Source organism: Paenibacillus sabuli, from assembly GCF_014705605.1.
GTDB classification, from domain to species: domain Bacteria; phylum Bacillota; class Bacilli; order Paenibacillales; family Paenibacillaceae; genus Paenibacillus_D; species Paenibacillus_D sabuli.
Genome location: NZ_JACXIZ010000027.1, coordinates 44802 through 63140, shown reverse-complemented (window position 1 = coordinate 63140; position 18339 = coordinate 44802). Strand labels below are relative to the sequence as shown.

Genomic DNA, 18339 nt, shown 5'->3' with positions numbered 1-18339 from the left:
CTTGCAATTCGATCCGCACTACCATCCGTACACGGTTCGCAGGACACCGACCTATGCTCGACGCGGCATGGTCGCCACGTCGCAGCCGCTGGCCGCACAGGCCGGTCTCGAGATGCTCAAGGAGGGCGGCAACGCGATTGATGCGGCGATCGCCACGGCAGCGGCGCTCACTGTGCTGGAGCCCTGCTCCAACGGCATCGGCGGCGATGCCTTCGCCATGGTGTGGGCGGAAGGCCGCCTGCACGGCCTGAATGCCAGCGGTCCGGCGCCGCGCGGCATTTCGGCCGACGCCGTCCGCGCCGCGGGACACGAGCATATGCCGGCCTACGGACCGCTGTCCGTCACCGTGCCAGGCGCCCCTGCGGCTTGGGCGGCGCTGGCCGAGCGGTTCGGCCGGCTACCGCTGGAGCAATTGCTCGAGCCGGCCGCTTCTTATGCGGAACAGGGATACGCCGTCTCGCCGACGGTAGCCCATTATTGGGCCAAAGCGCATGACCGATACGTACGAAGCTTCGAAGGCCCCCACTTTCGGCCTTGGTTCGAGACGTTCGCCCCGGACGGGCGGACGCCGCACGCCGGAGAGCTATGGCGTTCCGCGGATCATGCCCGAACGCTGCGCCGAATCGGCGAGAGCGGCGCCGAGGCGTTTTATCGCGGGGAGCTGGCCCGGCTAATTGCGGACTTCGTCGCGGACAGCGGCGGCTATTTGCGCGAGGAAGATCTCGCGGACTACCGGCCCGAGTGGACGGCGCCGTTTCGCGTCGGTTATCGCGGTTACGACATCTGGGAGCTGCCGCCCAACGGCCAGGGTCTCGTCGCCCTGCAGGCGCTCAAGCTGCTGGAGGGGACGGGGGAGCCGCGTCCGGAGAATCTGGATACGCTGCATCGGCAGATTGAAGCAGTCAAGCTGGCATTTGCCGACGGCTATCGCTATATTGCCGATCCGGCTGCGATGGAGCTGCCGCCCGAGGCGCTGCTCGACGAGGCGTATGCGGCTCGGCGCCGCATGCATATCGGTGAGCGCGCGGGATTGCCGACGGCAGGCCATCCGCGGCCGGGCGGCACGGTCTACCTCGCCGCTGCCGACGGAGAAGGCCGTATGGTTTCTTTCATCCAGAGCAATTTCATGCAGTTCGGCTCCGGCCTGGTCGTACCGGGCACGGGCATTGCCCTGCAGAATCGAGGACATAGTTTTTCGCTTGACGCTTGCGACACGAACGTGCTCGCACCGGGCAAGCGCCCGTTTCATACCATTATTCCGGGATTTGTGACGAAAGACGGCAGCCCAATCGGTCCGTTCGGCGTGATGGGCGGCGCGATGCAGCCGCAAGGTCATGTTCAGGTACTGGCGCAGGCGATCGACTTCGGTCGTCACCCTCAGGCTGCGCTCGACGCGCCGCGTTGGCAATGGACCGGCGGACGCGGCGTACTGGTCGAGTCGAGCTTTCCGCCGGAGCTGGCACAGGGATTGGCCGGACGCGGTCACGAGGTCCGCGTCGCGCTCGAGCACGGCCCCTTCGGGCGCGGCCAGATCATTTGGCGCGATCCCGTCAGCGGCGTGCTGTGCGGCGGCACCGATTCGAGAGCTGACGGCATCGTCGCCGCATGGTAGCATCCGGATAAGGCGAACGGGCCAAACTGTCTTCCGGCGGCCGGATATGTTCCGGCTGCGGGATGAGGAGGGCGAGTTGCGAGCGACGGTCGTCCTTCCTTTTTCGCCGCGCGGCTTACGCCGCGTGGCATTTTTATATCCTCCGGCACCATGCCGCGTTTTTGACGCGCATCCGGCTGCACACTTGACAGCCGCACAATTTGCTGGTAACTTATTTGAGTGTAATATTTACACTTTTACAGATGGCGAGTCCCATCGACACAGCATTGCTTCACTGGAAGCGGCTGACCGCTTTTGTATTCATGGTCCCTGCTGACTTCTGGCATGATCATGACTAGCCCTGAATAGTAATTATTACATTACCCTTACCGTTGCAAGTCGAATGAATCGCCTGGCAACTGAATGATACGCAAGACGCGGAGAGGTGAGACCAGATGATCAGAATGAACGACGTCCGGTTCGGCTATCACGATACGCCGGTGCTGGAGGATGTCAATATCGAGATTCACAAAGGCGAGTTCGTCGCGGTGAGCGGGCAGAACGGCGCCGCCAAGACGACGCTGCTCAAGCTCGCGCTCGGTCTGCTGAAGCCCTGGGACGGCAATGTCGTCCAGGAGCGGCGCGGTCAGCGCGGCAAGCTGAAAATCAGCTATGTGCCGCAGCAGGTCGCTTCGTTCAACAGCGGCTTCCCGAGCAAGGTGCTCGAGCTGGTCCAGTCCGGCCGCGCGGCGGGGCGCTCCTGGCTGAGCCTGAGCCGGCCCCGCGCTGCGGACCGCGCGGCCGCCGAGCAGGCGCTGCGCAAGCTCGGCATGTGGGAGCTGCGCGCCCGCCGCATCGGCGAGCTGTCCGGCGGACAGAAGCAGCGGGTCTGCATCGCCCGCGCGCTTGTCCAAGAGCCCGATTTGCTCGTCCTGGACGAGCCAACCACCGGGATGGATGCGGACAGCCGCCGCGTATTCTATGAGCTGATGCGCGAGCAGGTGCGCGAGGGGCGCACCGTCGTAATGGTGACCCATGCGCTGGAGGAAGCGGCTCCTTATCTGGATCGGACGATCGAGCTCGTTCGAAGGGAGGGGGACACGTGGAAATGCTGCAGTACGACTTTATGCAGCGGGCATTTTATGCCGGCGGGCTGATTGCGCTGATGGCGCCGATCCTCGGCGTCTATCTGATGCTGCGCCGACAGGCGCTGATGGCGGATATGCTGTCGCACGTCTCGCTGGCGGGCATTGCCGCCGGCGCGGTGCTCGGAATGAATCCGACGCTGACCGGATTCGCTACAGCTGTATTGGGCGCGCTGGCCGTCGAGTTCGTACGACGCGGGTATCGGTCGTACAGCGAGGTGTCGGTCGCGATCATCATGATCGGCGGGCTGTCCACGGCCGTCGTGCTGATGAGCCTCAACCCGGCGATCAACAAGGGCTTCTCCGCGTATCTGTTTGGCTCGATCGTGGCCGTCAATCAGACACAGCTCACGCTGATGGTCATCACCACGGTGCTGGGCGGGCTATTCTTCGGCCTGCTGCGCCGACCGCTGTACGAGATGACGTTCAACGAGGAGACGGCACGCGTCAGCGGCGTGCCGGTCCAGTGGCTGTCGCTCGGCTTCAGCGTCGTGACCGGGATGATCGTCGCCTCGGCGATGCCGATCGTCGGGGTGCTGCTCGTCTCGTCGCTGATTGTGCTGCCGGCCGCGCTGGCTATTCGCTTGGCCGGCAGCTTCGCAGCGGCGCTCGTGCTGGCGGTCGTGTTCGGACTGACCGGCGTGCTGTCTGGCCTTTCTGCCTCGTATTATTTGGACACGCCGCCGGGCGGTACGATCGCGCTGCTGCTGCTGGCCATGCTCGGGGCCGGCATTCTGCTGCGCAAGATAGGGCTCAAGCTGACACGCAGCCGCAACAAGCAACCCGCAGCTGACGAGCCGGCAAGCTCTACCGCAGGCACGACAGCGCGCTATGCCAATTCTAACGTTATTGGAGGACAACAGGAATGAGAGCAACACTGAAGACCGCGGCGGCCGTATTCGGCGCCGCCGTACTGCTGGCAGGCTGCGGCGGCAACAATGCGCCGCAAAACAATGCCGGCAACGAAACGAATGCCGCAACGAACGCAACGGACAGCGCAGCTACAGGAAACAGCGCCGATAAGCTGCAGATCGTGGCCTCCTTTTATCCGATGTACAACTTTGCTTCCGAGGTGGGCGGCGACCATGCCGACGTCATCAACCTTGTGCCGGCCGGCGTGGAGCCGCATGATTGGGAGCCCTCCGCCAAAGACATGGCCAAGCTGCAGGAAGCCGATGTTTTTGTCTACAACGGCGGCGTCGAGGGCTGGGTGCCGCAGGCGCTGGAAAGCGCGCCGAATGCGGATCGTCTCGTCGTCGAGGCGAGCAGCGGCATCGAACTGATGGAAGGCAGCTCCCATTCCCACAGTCACGGAGAAGAAGAGGATCACGCACACGAAGAAGAGCATGAGCACGAGGATGATCATGCACACGAAGACGAGCAAGCGCATGAGGATGAGCATGAGGCGGACCATGCGGACAATCATGGGCACGAAGACGAGGTGCAGGATCCCCATGTGTGGCTGAGTCCAGCACTGGCACAACTGCAGGTACAGGCGATCGCCGACGCATTGGCAGAGGCCGATCCCGAGCATGCCGCCGATTATCAGCGCAACGCCGAGCAATATATTGCAGAGCTGGAGCAGCTCGATGCCGACTTCCGGAATGCGCTGGAGGATGCGCCGCGCACCGAAATTGTGACCCAGCACTCCGCGTTCGGCTATCTAGCCCGCGAATACGGCTTGACGCAGCTGCCGATCTCGGGATTGTCGCCCGATCAAGAACCTTCTCCCGCCCGTATGGCGGAAATTGTCGAGCTCTCCCATGAACATGACGTCACGACGATTTTCTTCGAAACGCTAGTCGATCCAAAGATTGCAGAAACCATCGCCTCCGAGATCGGCGCCGAAACGGCGGTCCTGAATCCGCTCGAAGGGTTGACCCAGGAGAACCTAGACAACGGCGAAGACTATATTAGCGTGATGCGTCATAATCTCGAAGCTCTGCAAAAGGCGTTAACGGATAACTAACTCGTAACGAAGGGATGAATTCTTTTGCGCGTAACCATGAAAAACAAGCGCACGCATCCGCAACGCATCGAAATGCGCAAGTATTGCCCTCGATTGAAGCGACATACGCTTCATCGGGAGACACGCTGAACAAGCTTCGCAATAAATCGTAAAATTTACTCCAAGGAGGATGTTATGAACAAACGCGAGCCGATTGCAGAGCTGCTCCGGACCGATAAAAAACTGCCGGTTACCGTGCTGAGCGGTTATCTCGGCGCAGGCAAAACGACGGTGTTGAACCATATTCTGAACAATCGGCAAGGACTGCGTGTCGCCGTCATTGTCAACGATCTGAGCGAGGTCAACGTCGATGCCGCGCTGGTGCGCAACGGAGGAGGTCTGTCTCGGACGCAGGAGCAGCTCGTCGAGATGTCGAACGGCTGCATCTGCTGCACGTTGCGCGAGGATCTGCTGCTGGAAGTGCAGAGACTGGCGGCGCAAGGGCGGTTCGACTATATCCTGATCGAGTCTACCGGTGTCGGCGAACCGGTGCCGGTCGCACAGACCTTCACATACAAGGATGAAGAACAGAACATCGACCTGTCGGACATCTGTCGACTTGATTGCATGGCGACGGTGGTCGACGCTTACCGCTTCTGGCACGATTACAGCTCGGGCGACAGCCTGCTCGATCGGAAGCAAGCGGTCGACGAGCAGGATACGCGGGATGTTGTCGACTTGCTGATCGATCAGATTGAATTTTGCGACGTCCTCATTCTGAATAAATGCGACCTGGTGGAGCCGGCGGAGCTGGAGCGGCTGGAAGGGGTGCTGCGCCGGCTGCAGCCTAGCGCAAAGTTGGTTCGCGCCGTGCAAGGCGCAATCGACCCTGTGGAGGTGCTGAATACCGGGCGTTTTGACTTCGAACGGGCGAGCAGCTCGGCCGGATGGCTGCGCGAGCTGCAGCAGCCGCAGCACACGCCGGAGACCGAGGAATACGGCATCGGCTCGATCGTCTACAAGCGGGTACGTCCGTTCCACCCGGAACGTCTCATGGCCTGGATCAACAAGTGGCCCGCCGAGGTGGTGCGCGCAAAAGGCGTGCTCTGGCTGGCCGCACGGAACGACGTCGCCCAGCAGCTCAGTCAAGCGGGGCCTTCGATTCAATTCGGCCCGGCCGGCTATTGGGCGGCGGCGCTGCCGTTCGAGGAACGAGAAGCACTGCTCGCCGAAGACGCGGAGCTGCGGGCAGCCTGGCATCCGGCTTACGGAGATCGATTGACGCAACTCGTCTTCATCGGTCTTGATCTCGACGGCGTACAGCTGGAAGCCGGACTCGATGCCTGCCTATTGACCGAAGCGGAGCTGTCGCAGGATTGGTCAGAGCTGCCGGATCCATTGCCCGGTCGAATGTGATATACTGTCCGCTAAGGCAGGTGATAGGCGATGACCAAAGCCAAGGCCGGCAATCGCTGTGCGGTGATGCGCAGCGCCATTGTCAAAGAGCTTGACGGCGCCCAAGCCGTCCTTTTGGTCGGGGAGCGCGGGCTGCAGGTCCCGATCGGCAAGCTTGCGCCCGGTCTGGAACGAGGCGATGCAGTGTTTTGGGACGGTTCCCAGTGGACCAAACGCTCATCCTAAGCCTTGCAAAACGGATTCGAATCCGAATCCGGCTCGATGAAGAAACCGGCCGCGCCGCGAGACGGCGGCAGCCGGTTTCTTTGCGCTCGAGCACGATCAATATTCCAGAAGCTTGCGCACATGCGGCTCGATGGAAGCGGGCGTGTCCTTCGGGCCAAAACGCTTGACGACACGGCCGTCTCGATCCACAAGAAATTTGGTGAAATTCCACTTAATCGATTTGGAGCCGAGGATGCCCGGCGCTTCTTGCGTCAAATGCTGAAACAGCGGATCCGCATTCGCTCCGTTCACATCGATTTTTCCGAATAACGGAAAGGTAACGCCGTGATTCAGCTCGCAAGCCTGTGCAATTTCGTCGTTGTCGCCCGGCTCCTGATTGGCGAACTGATTGCTGGGAAAACCAAGCACAGCGAGTCCTTTATCCTTGTAACTCCGATGCAGTTCCTCCAACCCCTTGAATTGCGGCGCAAAGCCGCATTTGGTCGCCGTGTTGACGATGAGCATCACGTGCCCCTCGTAGTCCGTCAAGCGTTTGCTCTCGCCGCGAATCGTTTTGACCTCGTAATCATATACCGACATTCGGAACGCCTCCTTAGGGTACACTGAATCGCAAATGGACTGAATACACAATGTATTTTTGCGTGAAGGCTGCTTGAAATAACAGCGGTATCTCCATAAAATTTATTACAATTTAATTGTATACAATTAATATTTCGTTGTCAAGCACGCTTGCAGACGATTTTGGCGTGATCATCGTGAGGTCCGACGACTGATGACTTGTGGAATGGGAATGGGTTTGCTATAATAGCGATTATTTAATTGCGCGCAATTTAATTGGGCGAGAAGAAGGAGGCACAGCATGCAACCCGATCCACACACACCCTCTTGCAACAGTCGCGATGCGCATGCGTATCACGAAGAAGCGCATGCTGAAACCGTGCTGCTCGAGCAGCAGCTTTGTTTTACGGTATACGCCGTTTCGCGCGAAATTACAAAGCTGTATCAGCCGTTGCTAAAAGCGTTGAATCTGACGTACACCCAGTATATCACCATGCTCGTGCTCTGGGAGCTGAGAGAAACGACCATGAAAGCGCTTGGAGAGCGGCTGCTGCTTGATTCGGGCACGCTGACGCCGCTGCTGAAAAAGCTGGAGACGCAAGGGCTGGTTACGCGGAGGCGGGATCGACGGGACGAGCGCAGCCTGCAGGTAGTCGTAACGGAGGCCGGTCTGGCCTTGCAGGAAAAAGCCCGGCATATCCCCGAATGTCTGCTTCAAATGGTCGGTGGAACACCTGAGGCGGCGGATGATCTGCGTCTGCGATTAAGCGCGGCTCTGGATATTCTTCGTAATCGCGAGCCTATAATTAACAACGTTAACGATGTATAATTAATGTCATTAATAAATACGGCAAATGGACTCAATAGCGCGAAGAGCGCGTCGTTCAATTAATTAATGACGTCAATGATTAATGAGAGAAAACAAGGCGAAACGGCTGACGCCGTCCTTTGCGGCGCAGTGCGTTTCGTTCCGCGAAAGTTAGACAAGGGGGATACGCGAAATCATATACTTTCTGTACTTTTAAAAACAGGCCCCGCTTAGCGGGGCCTCATCTCGAAAAATGCGCAGCGTTCGCGCGCGCGGTAGGCCAGGTCGCTCACACTGCTCTGGACCACTACCGTGGTGTCGTCAAAGCGCACGACAATCGCGCCGGCGTCGACCATCTGATCGTCCTCAAACACCCGAATCCGTATCTGCCTGGCGATCGCGGATTCGAAGTCCCGATCGGTCGACAATTGCTGGTTGTATGCCATGACGCATTGGCCTCCTTGTCATTCGGCTCGTGCAATGTACTCTTGCATGCTGCGCGATGTGCGCTGCAGTTCCGTTTCCGCCGTGCGCTGCTCGCTCTGCAGCTCGGCAGTGACGCTTCGGATCTGCGACAGCTTGGCCTCGACCTCGTCGCGCGCGTCCGAGATACGACCCTGTACGATCCAATCGGTAATGATGCCGTCGAAAAAAAAGTCGGCGAAGGTCAGCAAGCCGCCAATCTCAATCTGGACCGAGACATCCCGCTGCACGTCCAGCAGCTCGCGCTCAAAGCGGCGCAGGCTGTGCTGCGCGCTTCGCACGCAATCCCGCGCATCGTTGATCCGGCTGTGCTTGACGGCTGTCGTGATCGCGCCGCCGCCAAACATATCCCACGTTCCCCAATTGCTCGCCGATTCCAGACGTTCCGCAGCCTCGCCGAGTTTCTCCAGCACTACCTGGCCGGCTTGAACGGCTTCGCTCAGCTCTTTGAGATTGGCGCGGATCTCGATCTCGTGGTCGGACAGCTCATTCAGGCGTGCGGCCAGCTCGGGATGGTGCGTATCGATGAGCTTGCGTTTTTGTTGCATTAACCGGGTGATCTCGCCCTGAGCCCCGCGCACGCCGGCTAATCGATCCCGCAGCTCGACCTCCTCCTGGCGCAGCGACAGCAGCGCATCCTCGGCTTCCTCGAATGCGAGCTTCGCTTGCAGCGCTTCCTCCATCTCGCGCTCGAGCTTCTCTTCCTTACGACCGATCACACTGTAGAAGAGCGTGGCGAATGACATGCCGTTCAATCGTTCGACATCCTGCTGCTCCTCGTTCATCTGACGACGCAGCCGTTCGTTCTCCAGCTCCTGGAGACGAATTTGTTCTCCCAGGCTCTGCAAGCGTTCGTTCCAGTTGTGCGCTTGACGCGCTTCCAGCTTGCGCGCGGCGAGCTCTTCATTCAATTCGGCAAACATGCACTCATCCTTTCTCCGGCATAACCCCTCAACCCGACAAAGCGGTCACGGCGCCGCCTTTGGCCTCGACCGTACGGTCGCCTGCGGCGAGCCAAACGGACGCATGGGACGGATTGTACACGAAATCCATTGCAGCGGCAAATTCCAGCCGTTCGAAGGCATGGAAATACGACACGATCTCCCGGTTGGTGGCGTACCAGATCTCGTCGTGCCCGCCGATCCGGGCGCAAAATTGCTCGATCATCTCCCAATTGTCATCGCGGTCGAATTCATAGCTGTGCCCCCACACATACAGCATATAGAGATGCTGCCGCTTGTCGAGCGCCAAAAACTGCTCCGTGCGTTCGGCGAGGCGATCATTGTGATGACAGGTCGGGTGCCACGCCATCCACTCGTCCGGAATGGCAAAGGTGCCGTGACTCATCGTCGTTCGCGCGTAATCCACGCCGAGATACGGTAGCGTCTCCCGAATCCGGGCGTTGTGCGAGCCGTTGGGATAGGACAAGCCGCGGACAGGCTGCCCGGTAAGCGATTCCAGCGCTTTGCGGTCGGCCACGATCTCCTCCACCAGCTGTTCCTGCGGGCAGCGCGCGATGGTCGGATGGGTCAACGTATGAGCCGCGATTTCGTGCCCGCGATACGCCCCGACCAGCTCTTCCGTGCGCAGCCGCTTTCCCTTACCGCACAGCCCGGCGTTGATATGGAAGGTGCCCTTGAGACCGCCGGCATTCAGCAGCTCGAGCAGCCTGCGGTCGGCTGCGACGCCGTCGTCGTAGCTCAAGGTAACGACCTTGTGCCTGCCCTCCGGAAAAGTCAACAATACATTTGCCATGATGGCGCTCATCTCCTTTAGTGGCATTATACCTCAATCGGACGCGTCGCTTAAAGAGCCGGGGCGCTTGGCATAAGCATTTGCTTACACAATCGTAAGAAAATTTTAAGGAAAATCGAAGGCGCCGGTAAATGTGTGCCGGTACACTGAGAGTAGCGAAGGACGCGAAAGAAAGGATGAACATCATGCGCAAGGGATTCGGATTCATGATGACGCTTGTCATTGCCGCCATGGTGATGATGGCGCTGCCCAAAACCTTGTCCGACCGGATCAATCCGCTCGTACAAGTACAGGAAATATACGCGATGGTCGATCAGCTCGGCATGGAAGCGGACGGAGGCGGGTACCTGTACCGGTTGAACGGTTACACGCCTTCGGGGGACAAAGCTACGGTCGTCCTCGAGGTGCAGGGTCAGCTCGACCGACGCGCGCTCGTCCGAATGGAGGCAAAGGGCGCCTATGTCGCGTCATGGACCGTAGTGGACGTCGAAGAGCTGCCTGCATCCGCGCGTACCCGTTTGCATCAAGGTTAAAAGCGGTTTTTTTGCTTTTGTCCTTTTTCCAAACGCTTGATCATCGCGCAAAAGTGACTGGCGTATTTTTCAGCGGAAAAACGAGCCTTGATATACATTTCGGCTTCATTCACGATGCGGCTTCTTAAGGCCTCGTTCTTCATTAGTGTTGTTGCGAGTTCTGCTGCTTGGTCAATGTCTCCAATTTCATAAAACATTCCGGTGGTTTCGGGAATAACAAACGCTTTTACGCCGTCCGAATTCGTCGACAGTACGGGACATCTGCAAAGCATAGCTTCTGCAACAGCGTAACCGAACCCCTCGGTTATGGAGGTCGAACATAAACAACCGCCGGAATCCCCAATCAAGGATAAGTAGTCTGCCATTAATTCGTGTGGAACATTGGATTGACGAATGAGGCAGTCCGATAATCCAAGCTCAGCAGCTAAAACATAAAAATCTTCAAGTTCACTTTTTTCAAACAACTCGGCATCGTCAAATAACCACAAATACAATGATGGAAAACGTTCCCGTAATTTTGAACCGATTCTTAAAAATTCACGCCAATTTTTATTTTTCTCTATTCTTCCGATCCAAGCTACAATTGGAAATGATTTTTTGGGATAGGTGGTATAGCCAAATGCGAGCGTATCGACCGGATCATCAAAGCAAAAATGAAGTTTATTCGGAAATGCGGCGGTCAGCATTTGGACCAAATGAGCGGTTTTCGGATACAGTAAACCATCGGCTGAGGATAAAATGGCAGCCTTCATTTGCTCCAAGATAAGCCGCGCATGTTCATATGTGCCCAATCCTTGAATTTCAAAAACGATATAGCCGCCATAATTCATTCTTTTTATTTGTTGAAGGAGGGCGATATCCGAGCAAACGATGATTGCATCGTAGTTTTCTCGCGCAATAAGGGCATTAATTTTGTCTTCGTCTTTAAAAATAAAAGTAGGAATTGCACGAATATTTTTTTTTCCGTCGCCGTCGTTTGTATACAAGAGATGACATTCAATTCCCACTCTGGACAGCGCTTCACACCTCGTCCGATTTAAGGTTTCCATTCCTCCGCTGGGATTAAAAAAAGTGAAAAGTATTTTCATTTAAGAACGCCCTTTCTGTTTCAGGTAAGCCGCAAGATGACTTGTTCGAAACAATACGTTTTGCCGATTTAATGATACAGCATTGGGAATTTCATGATAATAACAAACATCGGAATGTGTCTCGGTATAAGAGTTGGCTGCGGCAGAATCGTTCTTTTTCAACTGTGTGACAAGCACGTCCAGGTCGGTTTCCAATTTGAACAAAGGCGCATCTAGCATCATGACGTAGGGTGTGCGTAGTGTCGATATATAGTTGTAATTTTCAATCAATCGCGGCAACACAGCATGCTTTCGAAAACTGGTTCTTGGATGTGGGATGGACGAAAGCAGACGAGTAGCCTGTCGGTTCAGACTAGCGTCAATAATGACAAGATTGTAATTGCTGAACGTTTGTTCATACACATTCTCAATTCGTTTAACCGCCTCTTCGTCCGCTCGAGTGACCGAAACAATCAATGTAATTTCAGGGAATATATTTCTTCTAATGCGCGCCTCGTGTCTGGCAAGGTGATACTTGTAACGCCAGCGCCGATAGTTGGTCGCTGTCTTAAGCGTTGACGACACACTAAACGTGGAATCGACCCGGTACTTCATCAATTCGACGGGAATGTATTGAATGTCGCATCGCTCGGTCAGACGCAGCCAATATTCGTAATCTTCCACCGGCACCATATGGTAGCCTTCAATTTGCTTGGCAAACTTTGATTTGTACATAAACGAAACGCCGATAATGCAAGAATCGAGAAGGCTTTCCTTGGGTTGAGCTTGATATTTTCGCAAAGCGGCCAGTTCAAACTCATCGCTTAACAAAACCCCGGAATTGGACAGGGTATGGAAGGAACTATATACCAATCCAAGCCGATCCGGGCCTTTTTCAAGTTTTTCCCGCATGATCTCGAGAAAGGATGGCTCGTACACATTGTCACTTGAGACCCAGGTCAAATATTTAATTGTTTCCTGTCGATAGAGTGTGCTGAACCCCGTATTCAGCGCTTGCGCGACGCCGAGATTTTTTGTGTGTCGCAGGACGATAAAACGGGAATCGGTATGAATCAAAGCGTGGACAAGTGGTTCCATTTCAGGCGCGCCGTCTACGACAATGTAGGCGATAAATTCCTTGAAGGTCTGGGATTGAATGGACTGAATGGCTTCCTTTAAAAATCTGAAATCCTGCTTGTATAGCGGCATGACTATGCCCAGGTCAACCATCGTCGCCACCTCGCTAACGTTTATACACCTATCATATGTAAAAGCTTGACGCTTGAATGTGCGGGAATCCAAGAAAACGATGCGATAAAAAAAAGGGCAACGATTTAGACCTCGCACAGCCGCAGGCACAGGCAGTCCGAGAACCGGCGTCTATTGTTCGTTGGATGGCGGGGCAAACTGGAGCAACGCGATTCTTTCTTTGCCCGCGGGCTTTACCGGAGCTGAAGCGGCAGTCGTCACGTACGCCTTTCCTAACTTGTTTTATATTACGGCGCACGCGTTCCCGGGTGAAACCGATGGCACGACACTCCTCTATGTCAGCGCGGATAATGGGGCTACCTTTGGAGCGCCAATTGTTGTCATGCCCGGCTTCGGCACCTACATCAACAACGATGAGACCCATGTATTGGCGGATACCGGACAATCCAGTCCATACCCGGGCAATCTTTACGTGCTGTCCAATCATCAGTTCAATGTCGATAACAGCGCTGGTTCCACAGCTTTTTTTCGCCGCTCCACCGACGGCGGTCAGACCTGGAATCAGCCTGTCTTGCTTTCGAATCCGGACGATCAGGTCGAGCGACCGGACGCTGCAGTTGATTTAACCGGGAATCTATACACGGCATGGATTACAACGGAGGCCAACGCTCAGTTCTTTGTACGCCCATCTGCGGATGGCGGCGCTTCGTTTCAATCGCCGATCCAGGTCGCTTCGGTTGTCCTGGTCCGGACCTTTTTGCCAGTGGCAGGGTATGCCTTTCGTGTATTGACATTTGCCAACATTTCCGCGGACCGCTCCAATGGTCCCAATAACGGGGCTGCACAATGTGATTTATTAATTCCCAGACCATATTTTCCGGTTATTCCAACATTGTGATTACGTAAAAGCTTAAAGCGCATTCTGGAGCATAAAAAAACAGCCGGGGCTCCAAAAGGGAGCCCCGGCTGTTCGCAACTTGTGTCGCCACCAAAGGACGGCTGGCTCGTTTCGCCTTGAAAGTATAGAAATTATATGATCTGGCCCATACTTGTCTAACTTTCTCGGAACGAAACGTGCTGCGCCGTAAAAAACGGCTGGCTCGTTTCGCCTTGAAAGTATAGAAATTATATGATCTGGCCTATACTTGTCTAACTTTCTCGGAACGAAACGCGCTGCGCCGTAAAAAACGGCTGGCTCGTTTCGCCTTGAAAGTATAGAAATTATATGATCTGGCCTATACTTGTCTAACTTTCTCGGAACGAAACGCGCTGCGCCGTAAAAAACGGCTGGCTCGTTTCGCCTTGCCATTCCATTTTAATTTGTGACCCCGATAAAATTAAAGCTTTCCGGTCCTACGCGTATCGTCCCGAGCGCCGATACTCGGACAAACACCGTATATACCGCATTCAAGATGTTCGGAGCATTAAAATCCGAACCGGAAAAGGCAATGAGCTGGGGGCCTAACAACGACAGGTCCAAGTTCTCGGCTGCTGAAAATACGATGACGTCGGAAATCGTCGCTCCGCGTACAACTTGTACCGTAACAGTCGTCGCCACGGGCAAGAGCGGAAGCTGTACGGCCAATACACCTGAAAAATCCACTCGCGTTAAGTTTGCAGTACCGCCGGACAAATCCAGTGTTTGCTGCGCGATCAACTGCGGTGCGTTAATAACAGAGATCGGGATTGCAATCGAGTTTGCATAACTGGCGTTCTGCGACGTCTTTAGATCCAAAAATGTGGAAGCCATTCTATCATCTCCATTCTTCTATGGTAAGCTACTATATGAAAATGATTACGCAATGGCTTGGACATCTCTGAAAACGGGCATTGCTTTCAGCATGCTTTGGAGGTGCGCCAAGGCGAATCGGGCAAGCCGTTTCACCGGAAAAAGCCCTGCCGGCCGGCAGGGCTTTAGGCAAATAATGAAACCGCGTAACGTTTAAAAACAAAAAACTTTACAGCTCAGGAACCCAGCTTTTCTTTCCATTTGGAATAGCGGACGATCCCCGTTACACCCAAGACGAGGCCAGCGAATAGCAGCGCGCCGCCAAGCAATTTGTTGACGTACATGACATCGACGACGCCGAAAATGACGATCAAAAGACCAATCACTGACAAAAAGAGCGGATTTTTACGCGACTCCAACGCAGCTCCTCCTTTCCTTGTTATTCATTTTACCATAGATCGTTAATTTATTTTCATCTCATGCGCAACGTTCGATTCGGCGCCGGGAGCGAGGCGGAGGCTTCCGTCCGATCCAGACCTTTCCAAATGCCCGAAGGGATGCAGCCGGCGGTGAGAAAATCTTAATGGCCTCGCTTGCTTCGCATTCGGTACAATCTCGGTTGGTCGCATATTGAATTGCCGAGCTGCGTACCTTACTGCTGAGGGGGATACGAACGGATGGAAAAAAAACGATGCCCGTTTTGTCACGAAACGGTTCAAGTACAAGCAAACGCCGAAGGCGTACGTTACCATGGTTGCCGCTGCGCACCGGAGCAAGCCTATCTGCTCTGCACAAGCGCGGAACAAGCGCTCCGCGACGCATCGCCGCAAGACCGGGGCGAGCTGCTGCCGCTTGTCTCGGGCGCGCTGCGCGAACGAAGCGAGCAGGGCGAGCAGCCCGAGCTGGACGCCGCCGCCCTGGCCCGGATCGCCGCATTGGAGGATGTGCCGCAGTCGATCGAGGACAAGGGCAAGCGTTTGCTTTGCTACGTGCGGCGGCACAGCCGCGATCGGCGCGCAGGCGTCGTATTGCGCGAGCTGCAGCGGCAGGTCAATCTGACCTATTCGCCGAATCTGCAGGAGCTGGTCTATATCATGACCCAACTGGTCGACGCAGGTCTGCTGGAGCGCGAGGGCTACACACTGCGTCTCACCGAAGCCGGGTGGGAGACGGCCGGTGCGGAGGCGGCCGCGCGAGCGGACGAGCACTGTGTCGTCTTGCTGGCCGATCCCGGGCGCATGGGGCCGGAGTGGGCGGAGAACGTGCTGCCCGTGCTGGCGCAATGCGGCTACAAGCCCGTGCTGCTGGAAGCGGAACCCGGCGGCGAGGAGCCCGAGCTGCGCATATCCCGCAGCACGCTCGTGCTGGCCGATCTGGCGGAGCATGCCCAGGACGTGTACTTTCGAGCGGGACTGGCGCTGGGCATGAACAAGCCGGTCATCTGGACCCAGCCGTATTCGGCGGGCCGAAGGGCGGCGAGCGTGTCCGAATGGATTCAACCGCTCATGTGGGAGACGACCGCAGAGCTGGCGCAGGCGCTGCATCGCCGGCTGGGCGGGGGCGCTCGTCCAGGCAGTCCGCGCGAGCCCGCTACCTGAGCGCGTATTCGATTGCAAGAGGAGGCAATGGCGATAGAAGGCGTGAGTCGAAGCGCGCAATCTGATACAATGGATGCACGAACTGCAATCAGGAGGTGCTATCCATGGGGAAACGCTGGGATGCGCTGCAGCCGCGGCATGAAGCTTTTATTCGCGAGCAGCATTTGTTCTTTGTCGCTTCCGCGCCGCTCGATGCCAGCGGTCATGTCAATCTGTCGCCCAAGGGGCACGATACACTGCGCATTTTGTCGCCGCACCGGGTTGCTTATCTCGATCTGACCGGGAGCGGCAACGAGACAAGCGCCCATCTGAGCGAGAACGGCCGGCTGACGATGATGTTCTGCGCCTTCGAGGGCGCGCCGAATATTTTGCGCTTGTACGGCACAGGTACGGTCGTGCTTCCGGGCTCGGCCGAATGGGAGGAGTTGGCCCCGTCCTTCACGCTGCTGCCCGGCGCGCGGCAGATCATCGCGATGGACATCTCGCTCGTGCAGACCTCGTGCGGCTACTCGATCCCGTTCATGGCCTACGAGGGGGAGCGCGAGACGCTGCAGCGCTGGGCGGCGCAGCAGGGCGAGCGCGGTCTGCAGCAGTATCGCAAAACCCGCAACAGCCGCAGCCTGGATGATCTTCCGACCCCGCTCGGCCGCGCGGCAGAGCAGTCGGACGCGGGCGAGCGCGACGATACGCGAGGTCCGGGCGAGACGGCGGCGGGGCGATGAAGGAGACGACGGAAGCGCAGCTGTTGGCGCTAGGACCAGCGCCCGACTCGCCGCGCACGCGGCAGGCGATCTTCGTGTATACGCCGCTCTGCGGCACATGCAAGATGGGGGCGCGGATGCTCGAGGTGGCGGCGGCGATGGGCGCGCCGCTGCCGCTTGCCCGCTTGAATGTCAACTACGCGCCGCTGCTGCGCGAGCGCTGGCGCATCGCCAGCGTGCCTGCGCTCGTGCTGCTCGACGGCGAGGACGCGGTGCATATCGAATATGCGATGCGCTCGGTCCAGCATCTGCAGCGGCTGCTTGCCGCGCATGCCGCGGCAGACGTCCGGCGCACGTCAGATACCGAATAATAGGGATAGCTTACGAGGGGGATGAGCATGGAGCACTGCGTTTTCATTGAGCTGGGCATGGGCACCGATCTGCATGGCCAGGACATCACCAAGGCCGCGGTAAGAGCCGTGGAGCAGGCGATCCACCGCAACTCGATGCCCGGCTTGCGCGCCCTCCTGCCGGAGGGCAAGCTGGACAACATGAAGGTGCATGTCCGCCTGGCCGTACCGTGCGATCGCGAGCGGCTCGATCTGGAGCGGATCAAGGCGGTGCTGCCCTACGGCGAGGTCACCGTGGAATTGACGGACGGCGGCATGCTGACGAGCAGCGGCGTCGTCCTGCCGGACAAGGCCGACAAAAACGATCTGATCTATGTCGTCGTGGCGGCCGTCGAGGTCGGTTACTAAGGCTAAAGCAAAAAGCGTATCGCCTATTGCTCGGGCGGTACGCTTTTTTCTTGGCTGGCGTGCATGCCGTGTCGGGTAACTCGCGGCTGCTGCTCCAGGACGAGGCCGGGCTGAGCCGACTCCAGATCCGGCGCTTGCTCCGTCTGCGAATCGCCATCCTCGGCCTGCGCCAGCTTCGATTGCCGCAAGGCCTCGCGCTTCAGGCGGCGCCTCCGGCGCAGCCACAGATAGAGGCCGATGAGCGGCAGCGAGCCGATGAAGATGTACAGCGAGACATCCTTGACCATGCCTTCGGCGGCGCGTCCGTAAAAGTAAAACATCGCCCCGACGACATAGAATTTGACCGCACGCCCGAGAGCGGCATAGCCGAGCAGACGCCAGAGCGGGAAATTCATGCAGCCGGACATAATGGTGAACACTTTAAACGGAATCGGCGTGAACGAGCCGACGAGAATGGCCGTTTCGCCGTTCTTTTGGAACATGGCTGTCGCGCGGTCGATCCATTCCTTTTTGAGCAGCTTGTAGAGCAGCGCATTCCCGAGCAGCTTGCCGATCAGGTAGCCGATCGGGGTGCCGAGCAGACAAGCGATGTAGCCGACAGTCGCCAGCCAGAGCGCAGAGGAAGGATCGAGCAGACTCAGCGACACCTGCAGGAAAAAAGCCGGAATCGGAAATATAATGGCATCGAGAAACGAATGGATGAACAGCCCCAAGGCGCCAAATTCCTTCAGCCACTCAATCAGTTCATATAACAACCGTAAACTCCTTTCTAGGCTGGCAAAGCACGGCCTCTTGAGGGCCGCGCCCTTTTCGTT

The 18339-nt window shown here is 57.2% G+C and carries 22 protein-coding genes and 1 pseudogene; 14 read left to right on the top strand and 9 right to left on the bottom strand.

Annotation, left to right across the window (positions count from 1 at the left end):
- Position 1: 1 nt before the first annotated feature.
- The 7 genes and pseudogenes from IDH44_RS16240 to IDH44_RS16210 all read left to right on the top strand — a co-directional run bounded on the left by IDH44_RS16240 (position 2) and on the right by IDH44_RS16210 (position 6325).
- Positions 2 to 1612: a gamma-glutamyltransferase family protein gene (locus IDH44_RS16240; protein WP_190919418.1), complete on the top strand. Its 1611-nt coding sequence runs from the start codon at positions 2 to 4 to the stop codon at positions 1610 to 1612.
- Between the two features lie 434 nt (positions 1613 to 2046).
- Positions 2047 to 2748: a metal ABC transporter ATP-binding protein gene (locus tag IDH44_RS16235; protein ID WP_190919417.1), complete on the top strand. Its 702-nt coding sequence runs from the start codon at positions 2047 to 2049 to the stop codon at positions 2746 to 2748.
- Entirely contained in the window at positions 2694 to 3605 is a 912-nt protein-coding gene (locus tag IDH44_RS16230; protein WP_190919415.1) for a metal ABC transporter permease, read from the top strand. The genes IDH44_RS16235 and IDH44_RS16230 overlap by 55 nt, the downstream gene beginning before the upstream one ends.
- Complete coding sequence (locus tag IDH44_RS16225; RefSeq protein ID WP_190919414.1) at positions 3602 to 4705, top strand: metal ABC transporter substrate-binding protein; 1104 nt, start codon at positions 3602 to 3604, stop codon at positions 4703 to 4705. The genes IDH44_RS16230 and IDH44_RS16225 overlap by 4 nt, the downstream gene beginning before the upstream one ends.
- A gap of 30 nt (positions 4706 to 4735) precedes the next feature.
- A pseudogene (gene rpmG / locus IDH44_RS16220) lies at positions 4736 to 4834 on the top strand (50S ribosomal protein L33); the annotation flags it as partial.
- Positions 4835 to 4879: 45 nt separating this feature from the next.
- Positions 4880 to 6100, top strand: coding sequence for a GTP-binding protein (locus IDH44_RS16215; RefSeq protein WP_190919412.1), 1221 nt, complete (start codon positions 4880 to 4882; stop codon positions 6098 to 6100).
- Between the two features lie 30 nt (positions 6101 to 6130).
- Complete coding sequence (locus tag IDH44_RS16210) at positions 6131 to 6325, top strand: hypothetical protein (RefSeq protein WP_190919411.1); 195 nt, start codon at positions 6131 to 6133, stop codon at positions 6323 to 6325.
- 96 nt (positions 6326 to 6421) lie between these two features.
- On the opposite strand, the gene IDH44_RS16205 is transcribed toward IDH44_RS16210, so the two are convergent.
- On the bottom strand, positions 6422 to 6904 hold the full coding sequence (locus IDH44_RS16205) for a glutathione peroxidase (protein WP_190919409.1): 483 nt from the start codon (positions 6902 to 6904) through the stop codon (positions 6422 to 6424).
- Positions 6905 to 7184: 280 nt separating this feature from the next.
- Between IDH44_RS16205 and IDH44_RS16200 the strand changes: the two genes are divergently transcribed.
- Positions 7185 to 7712: a MarR family winged helix-turn-helix transcriptional regulator gene (locus tag IDH44_RS16200; protein ID WP_190919407.1), complete on the top strand. Its 528-nt coding sequence runs from the start codon at positions 7185 to 7187 to the stop codon at positions 7710 to 7712.
- Positions 7713 to 7921: 209 nt separating this feature from the next.
- Here IDH44_RS16200 and IDH44_RS16195 read toward each other — a convergent pair whose 3' ends face one another.
- From IDH44_RS16195 to IDH44_RS16185, 3 genes are read right to left on the bottom strand one after another with little or no spacing between them, the layout of a single operon-like run.
- Positions 7922 to 8137: a hypothetical protein gene (locus IDH44_RS16195; protein WP_190919405.1), complete on the bottom strand. Its 216-nt coding sequence runs from the start codon at positions 8135 to 8137 to the stop codon at positions 7922 to 7924.
- Positions 8138 to 8155: 18 nt separating this feature from the next.
- Positions 8156 to 9097 (bottom strand): hypothetical protein, encoded by a 942-nt coding sequence (locus IDH44_RS16190; protein ID WP_190919403.1) that lies wholly within the window; start codon positions 9095 to 9097, stop codon positions 8156 to 8158.
- 28 nt (positions 9098 to 9125) lie between these two features.
- Positions 9126 to 9929 (bottom strand): polysaccharide deacetylase family protein, encoded by an 804-nt coding sequence (locus IDH44_RS16185; protein WP_190919401.1) that lies wholly within the window; start codon positions 9927 to 9929, stop codon positions 9126 to 9128.
- 185 nt (positions 9930 to 10114) lie between these two features.
- Between IDH44_RS16185 and IDH44_RS16180 the strand changes: the two genes are divergently transcribed.
- Positions 10115 to 10462 carry a YxeA family protein gene (locus IDH44_RS16180; protein ID WP_190919399.1) on the top strand — a complete coding sequence of 116 codons (348 nt, stop codon included), beginning with the start codon at positions 10115 to 10117 and terminating at the stop codon, positions 10460 to 10462.
- On the opposite strand, the gene IDH44_RS16175 is transcribed toward IDH44_RS16180, so the two are convergent.
- Together IDH44_RS16175 and IDH44_RS16170 are read right to left on the bottom strand one after the other, a co-directional pair.
- A complete protein-coding gene (locus IDH44_RS16175; protein ID WP_190919397.1) occupies positions 10459 to 11550 on the bottom strand; it encodes a glycosyltransferase family 4 protein in 1092 nt (363 codons plus the stop codon). The two genes, IDH44_RS16180 and IDH44_RS16175, sit on opposite strands and share 4 nt — an antisense overlap.
- On the bottom strand, positions 11551 to 12759 hold the full coding sequence (locus IDH44_RS16170) for a glycosyltransferase family 2 protein (RefSeq protein ID WP_190919395.1): 1209 nt from the start codon (positions 12757 to 12759) through the stop codon (positions 11551 to 11553).
- Between the two features lie 160 nt (positions 12760 to 12919).
- Here IDH44_RS16170 and IDH44_RS16165 point away from each other — a divergent pair, with 160 nt between their 5' ends.
- Positions 12920 to 13636 (top strand): sialidase family protein, encoded by a 717-nt coding sequence (locus IDH44_RS16165; protein WP_190919393.1) that lies wholly within the window; start codon positions 12920 to 12922, stop codon positions 13634 to 13636.
- A gap of 417 nt (positions 13637 to 14053) precedes the next feature.
- On the opposite strand, the gene IDH44_RS16160 is transcribed toward IDH44_RS16165, so the two are convergent.
- Positions 14054 to 14488, bottom strand: coding sequence for a hypothetical protein (locus IDH44_RS16160; protein WP_190919391.1), 435 nt, complete (start codon positions 14486 to 14488; stop codon positions 14054 to 14056).
- Positions 14489 to 14703: 215 nt separating this feature from the next.
- Positions 14704 to 14886 (bottom strand): hypothetical protein, encoded by a 183-nt coding sequence (locus IDH44_RS16155; RefSeq protein ID WP_190919389.1) that lies wholly within the window; start codon positions 14884 to 14886, stop codon positions 14704 to 14706.
- Between the two features lie 258 nt (positions 14887 to 15144).
- Here IDH44_RS16155 and IDH44_RS16150 point away from each other — a divergent pair, with 258 nt between their 5' ends.
- The 4 genes from IDH44_RS16150 (at position 15145) to IDH44_RS16135 (ending at position 17524) form a co-directional block, all read left to right on the top strand.
- On the top strand, positions 15145 to 16065 hold the full coding sequence (locus IDH44_RS16150; RefSeq protein ID WP_190919387.1) for a MarR family transcriptional regulator: 921 nt from the start codon (positions 15145 to 15147) through the stop codon (positions 16063 to 16065).
- A 104-nt stretch (positions 16066 to 16169) separates the two neighbouring features.
- Positions 16170 to 16787: a pyridoxamine 5'-phosphate oxidase family protein gene (locus IDH44_RS16145; protein ID WP_190919385.1), complete on the top strand. Its 618-nt coding sequence runs from the start codon at positions 16170 to 16172 to the stop codon at positions 16785 to 16787.
- Entirely contained in the window at positions 16784 to 17137 is a 354-nt protein-coding gene (locus IDH44_RS16140) for a thioredoxin family protein (protein ID WP_190919383.1), read from the top strand. Before IDH44_RS16145 ends, IDH44_RS16140 begins: the two co-directional genes overlap by 4 nt.
- A gap of 27 nt (positions 17138 to 17164) precedes the next feature.
- A complete protein-coding gene (locus IDH44_RS16135) occupies positions 17165 to 17524 on the top strand; it encodes a Lin0512 family protein (RefSeq protein WP_190919381.1) in 360 nt (119 codons plus the stop codon).
- Between the two features lie 23 nt (positions 17525 to 17547).
- Here the strand turns inward: IDH44_RS16135 and IDH44_RS16130 are convergent, their stop codons facing one another.
- Complete coding sequence (locus IDH44_RS16130; RefSeq protein WP_190919379.1) at positions 17548 to 18279, bottom strand: YqaA family protein; 732 nt, start codon at positions 18277 to 18279, stop codon at positions 17548 to 17550.
- Positions 18280 to 18339 lie beyond the last annotated feature (60 nt).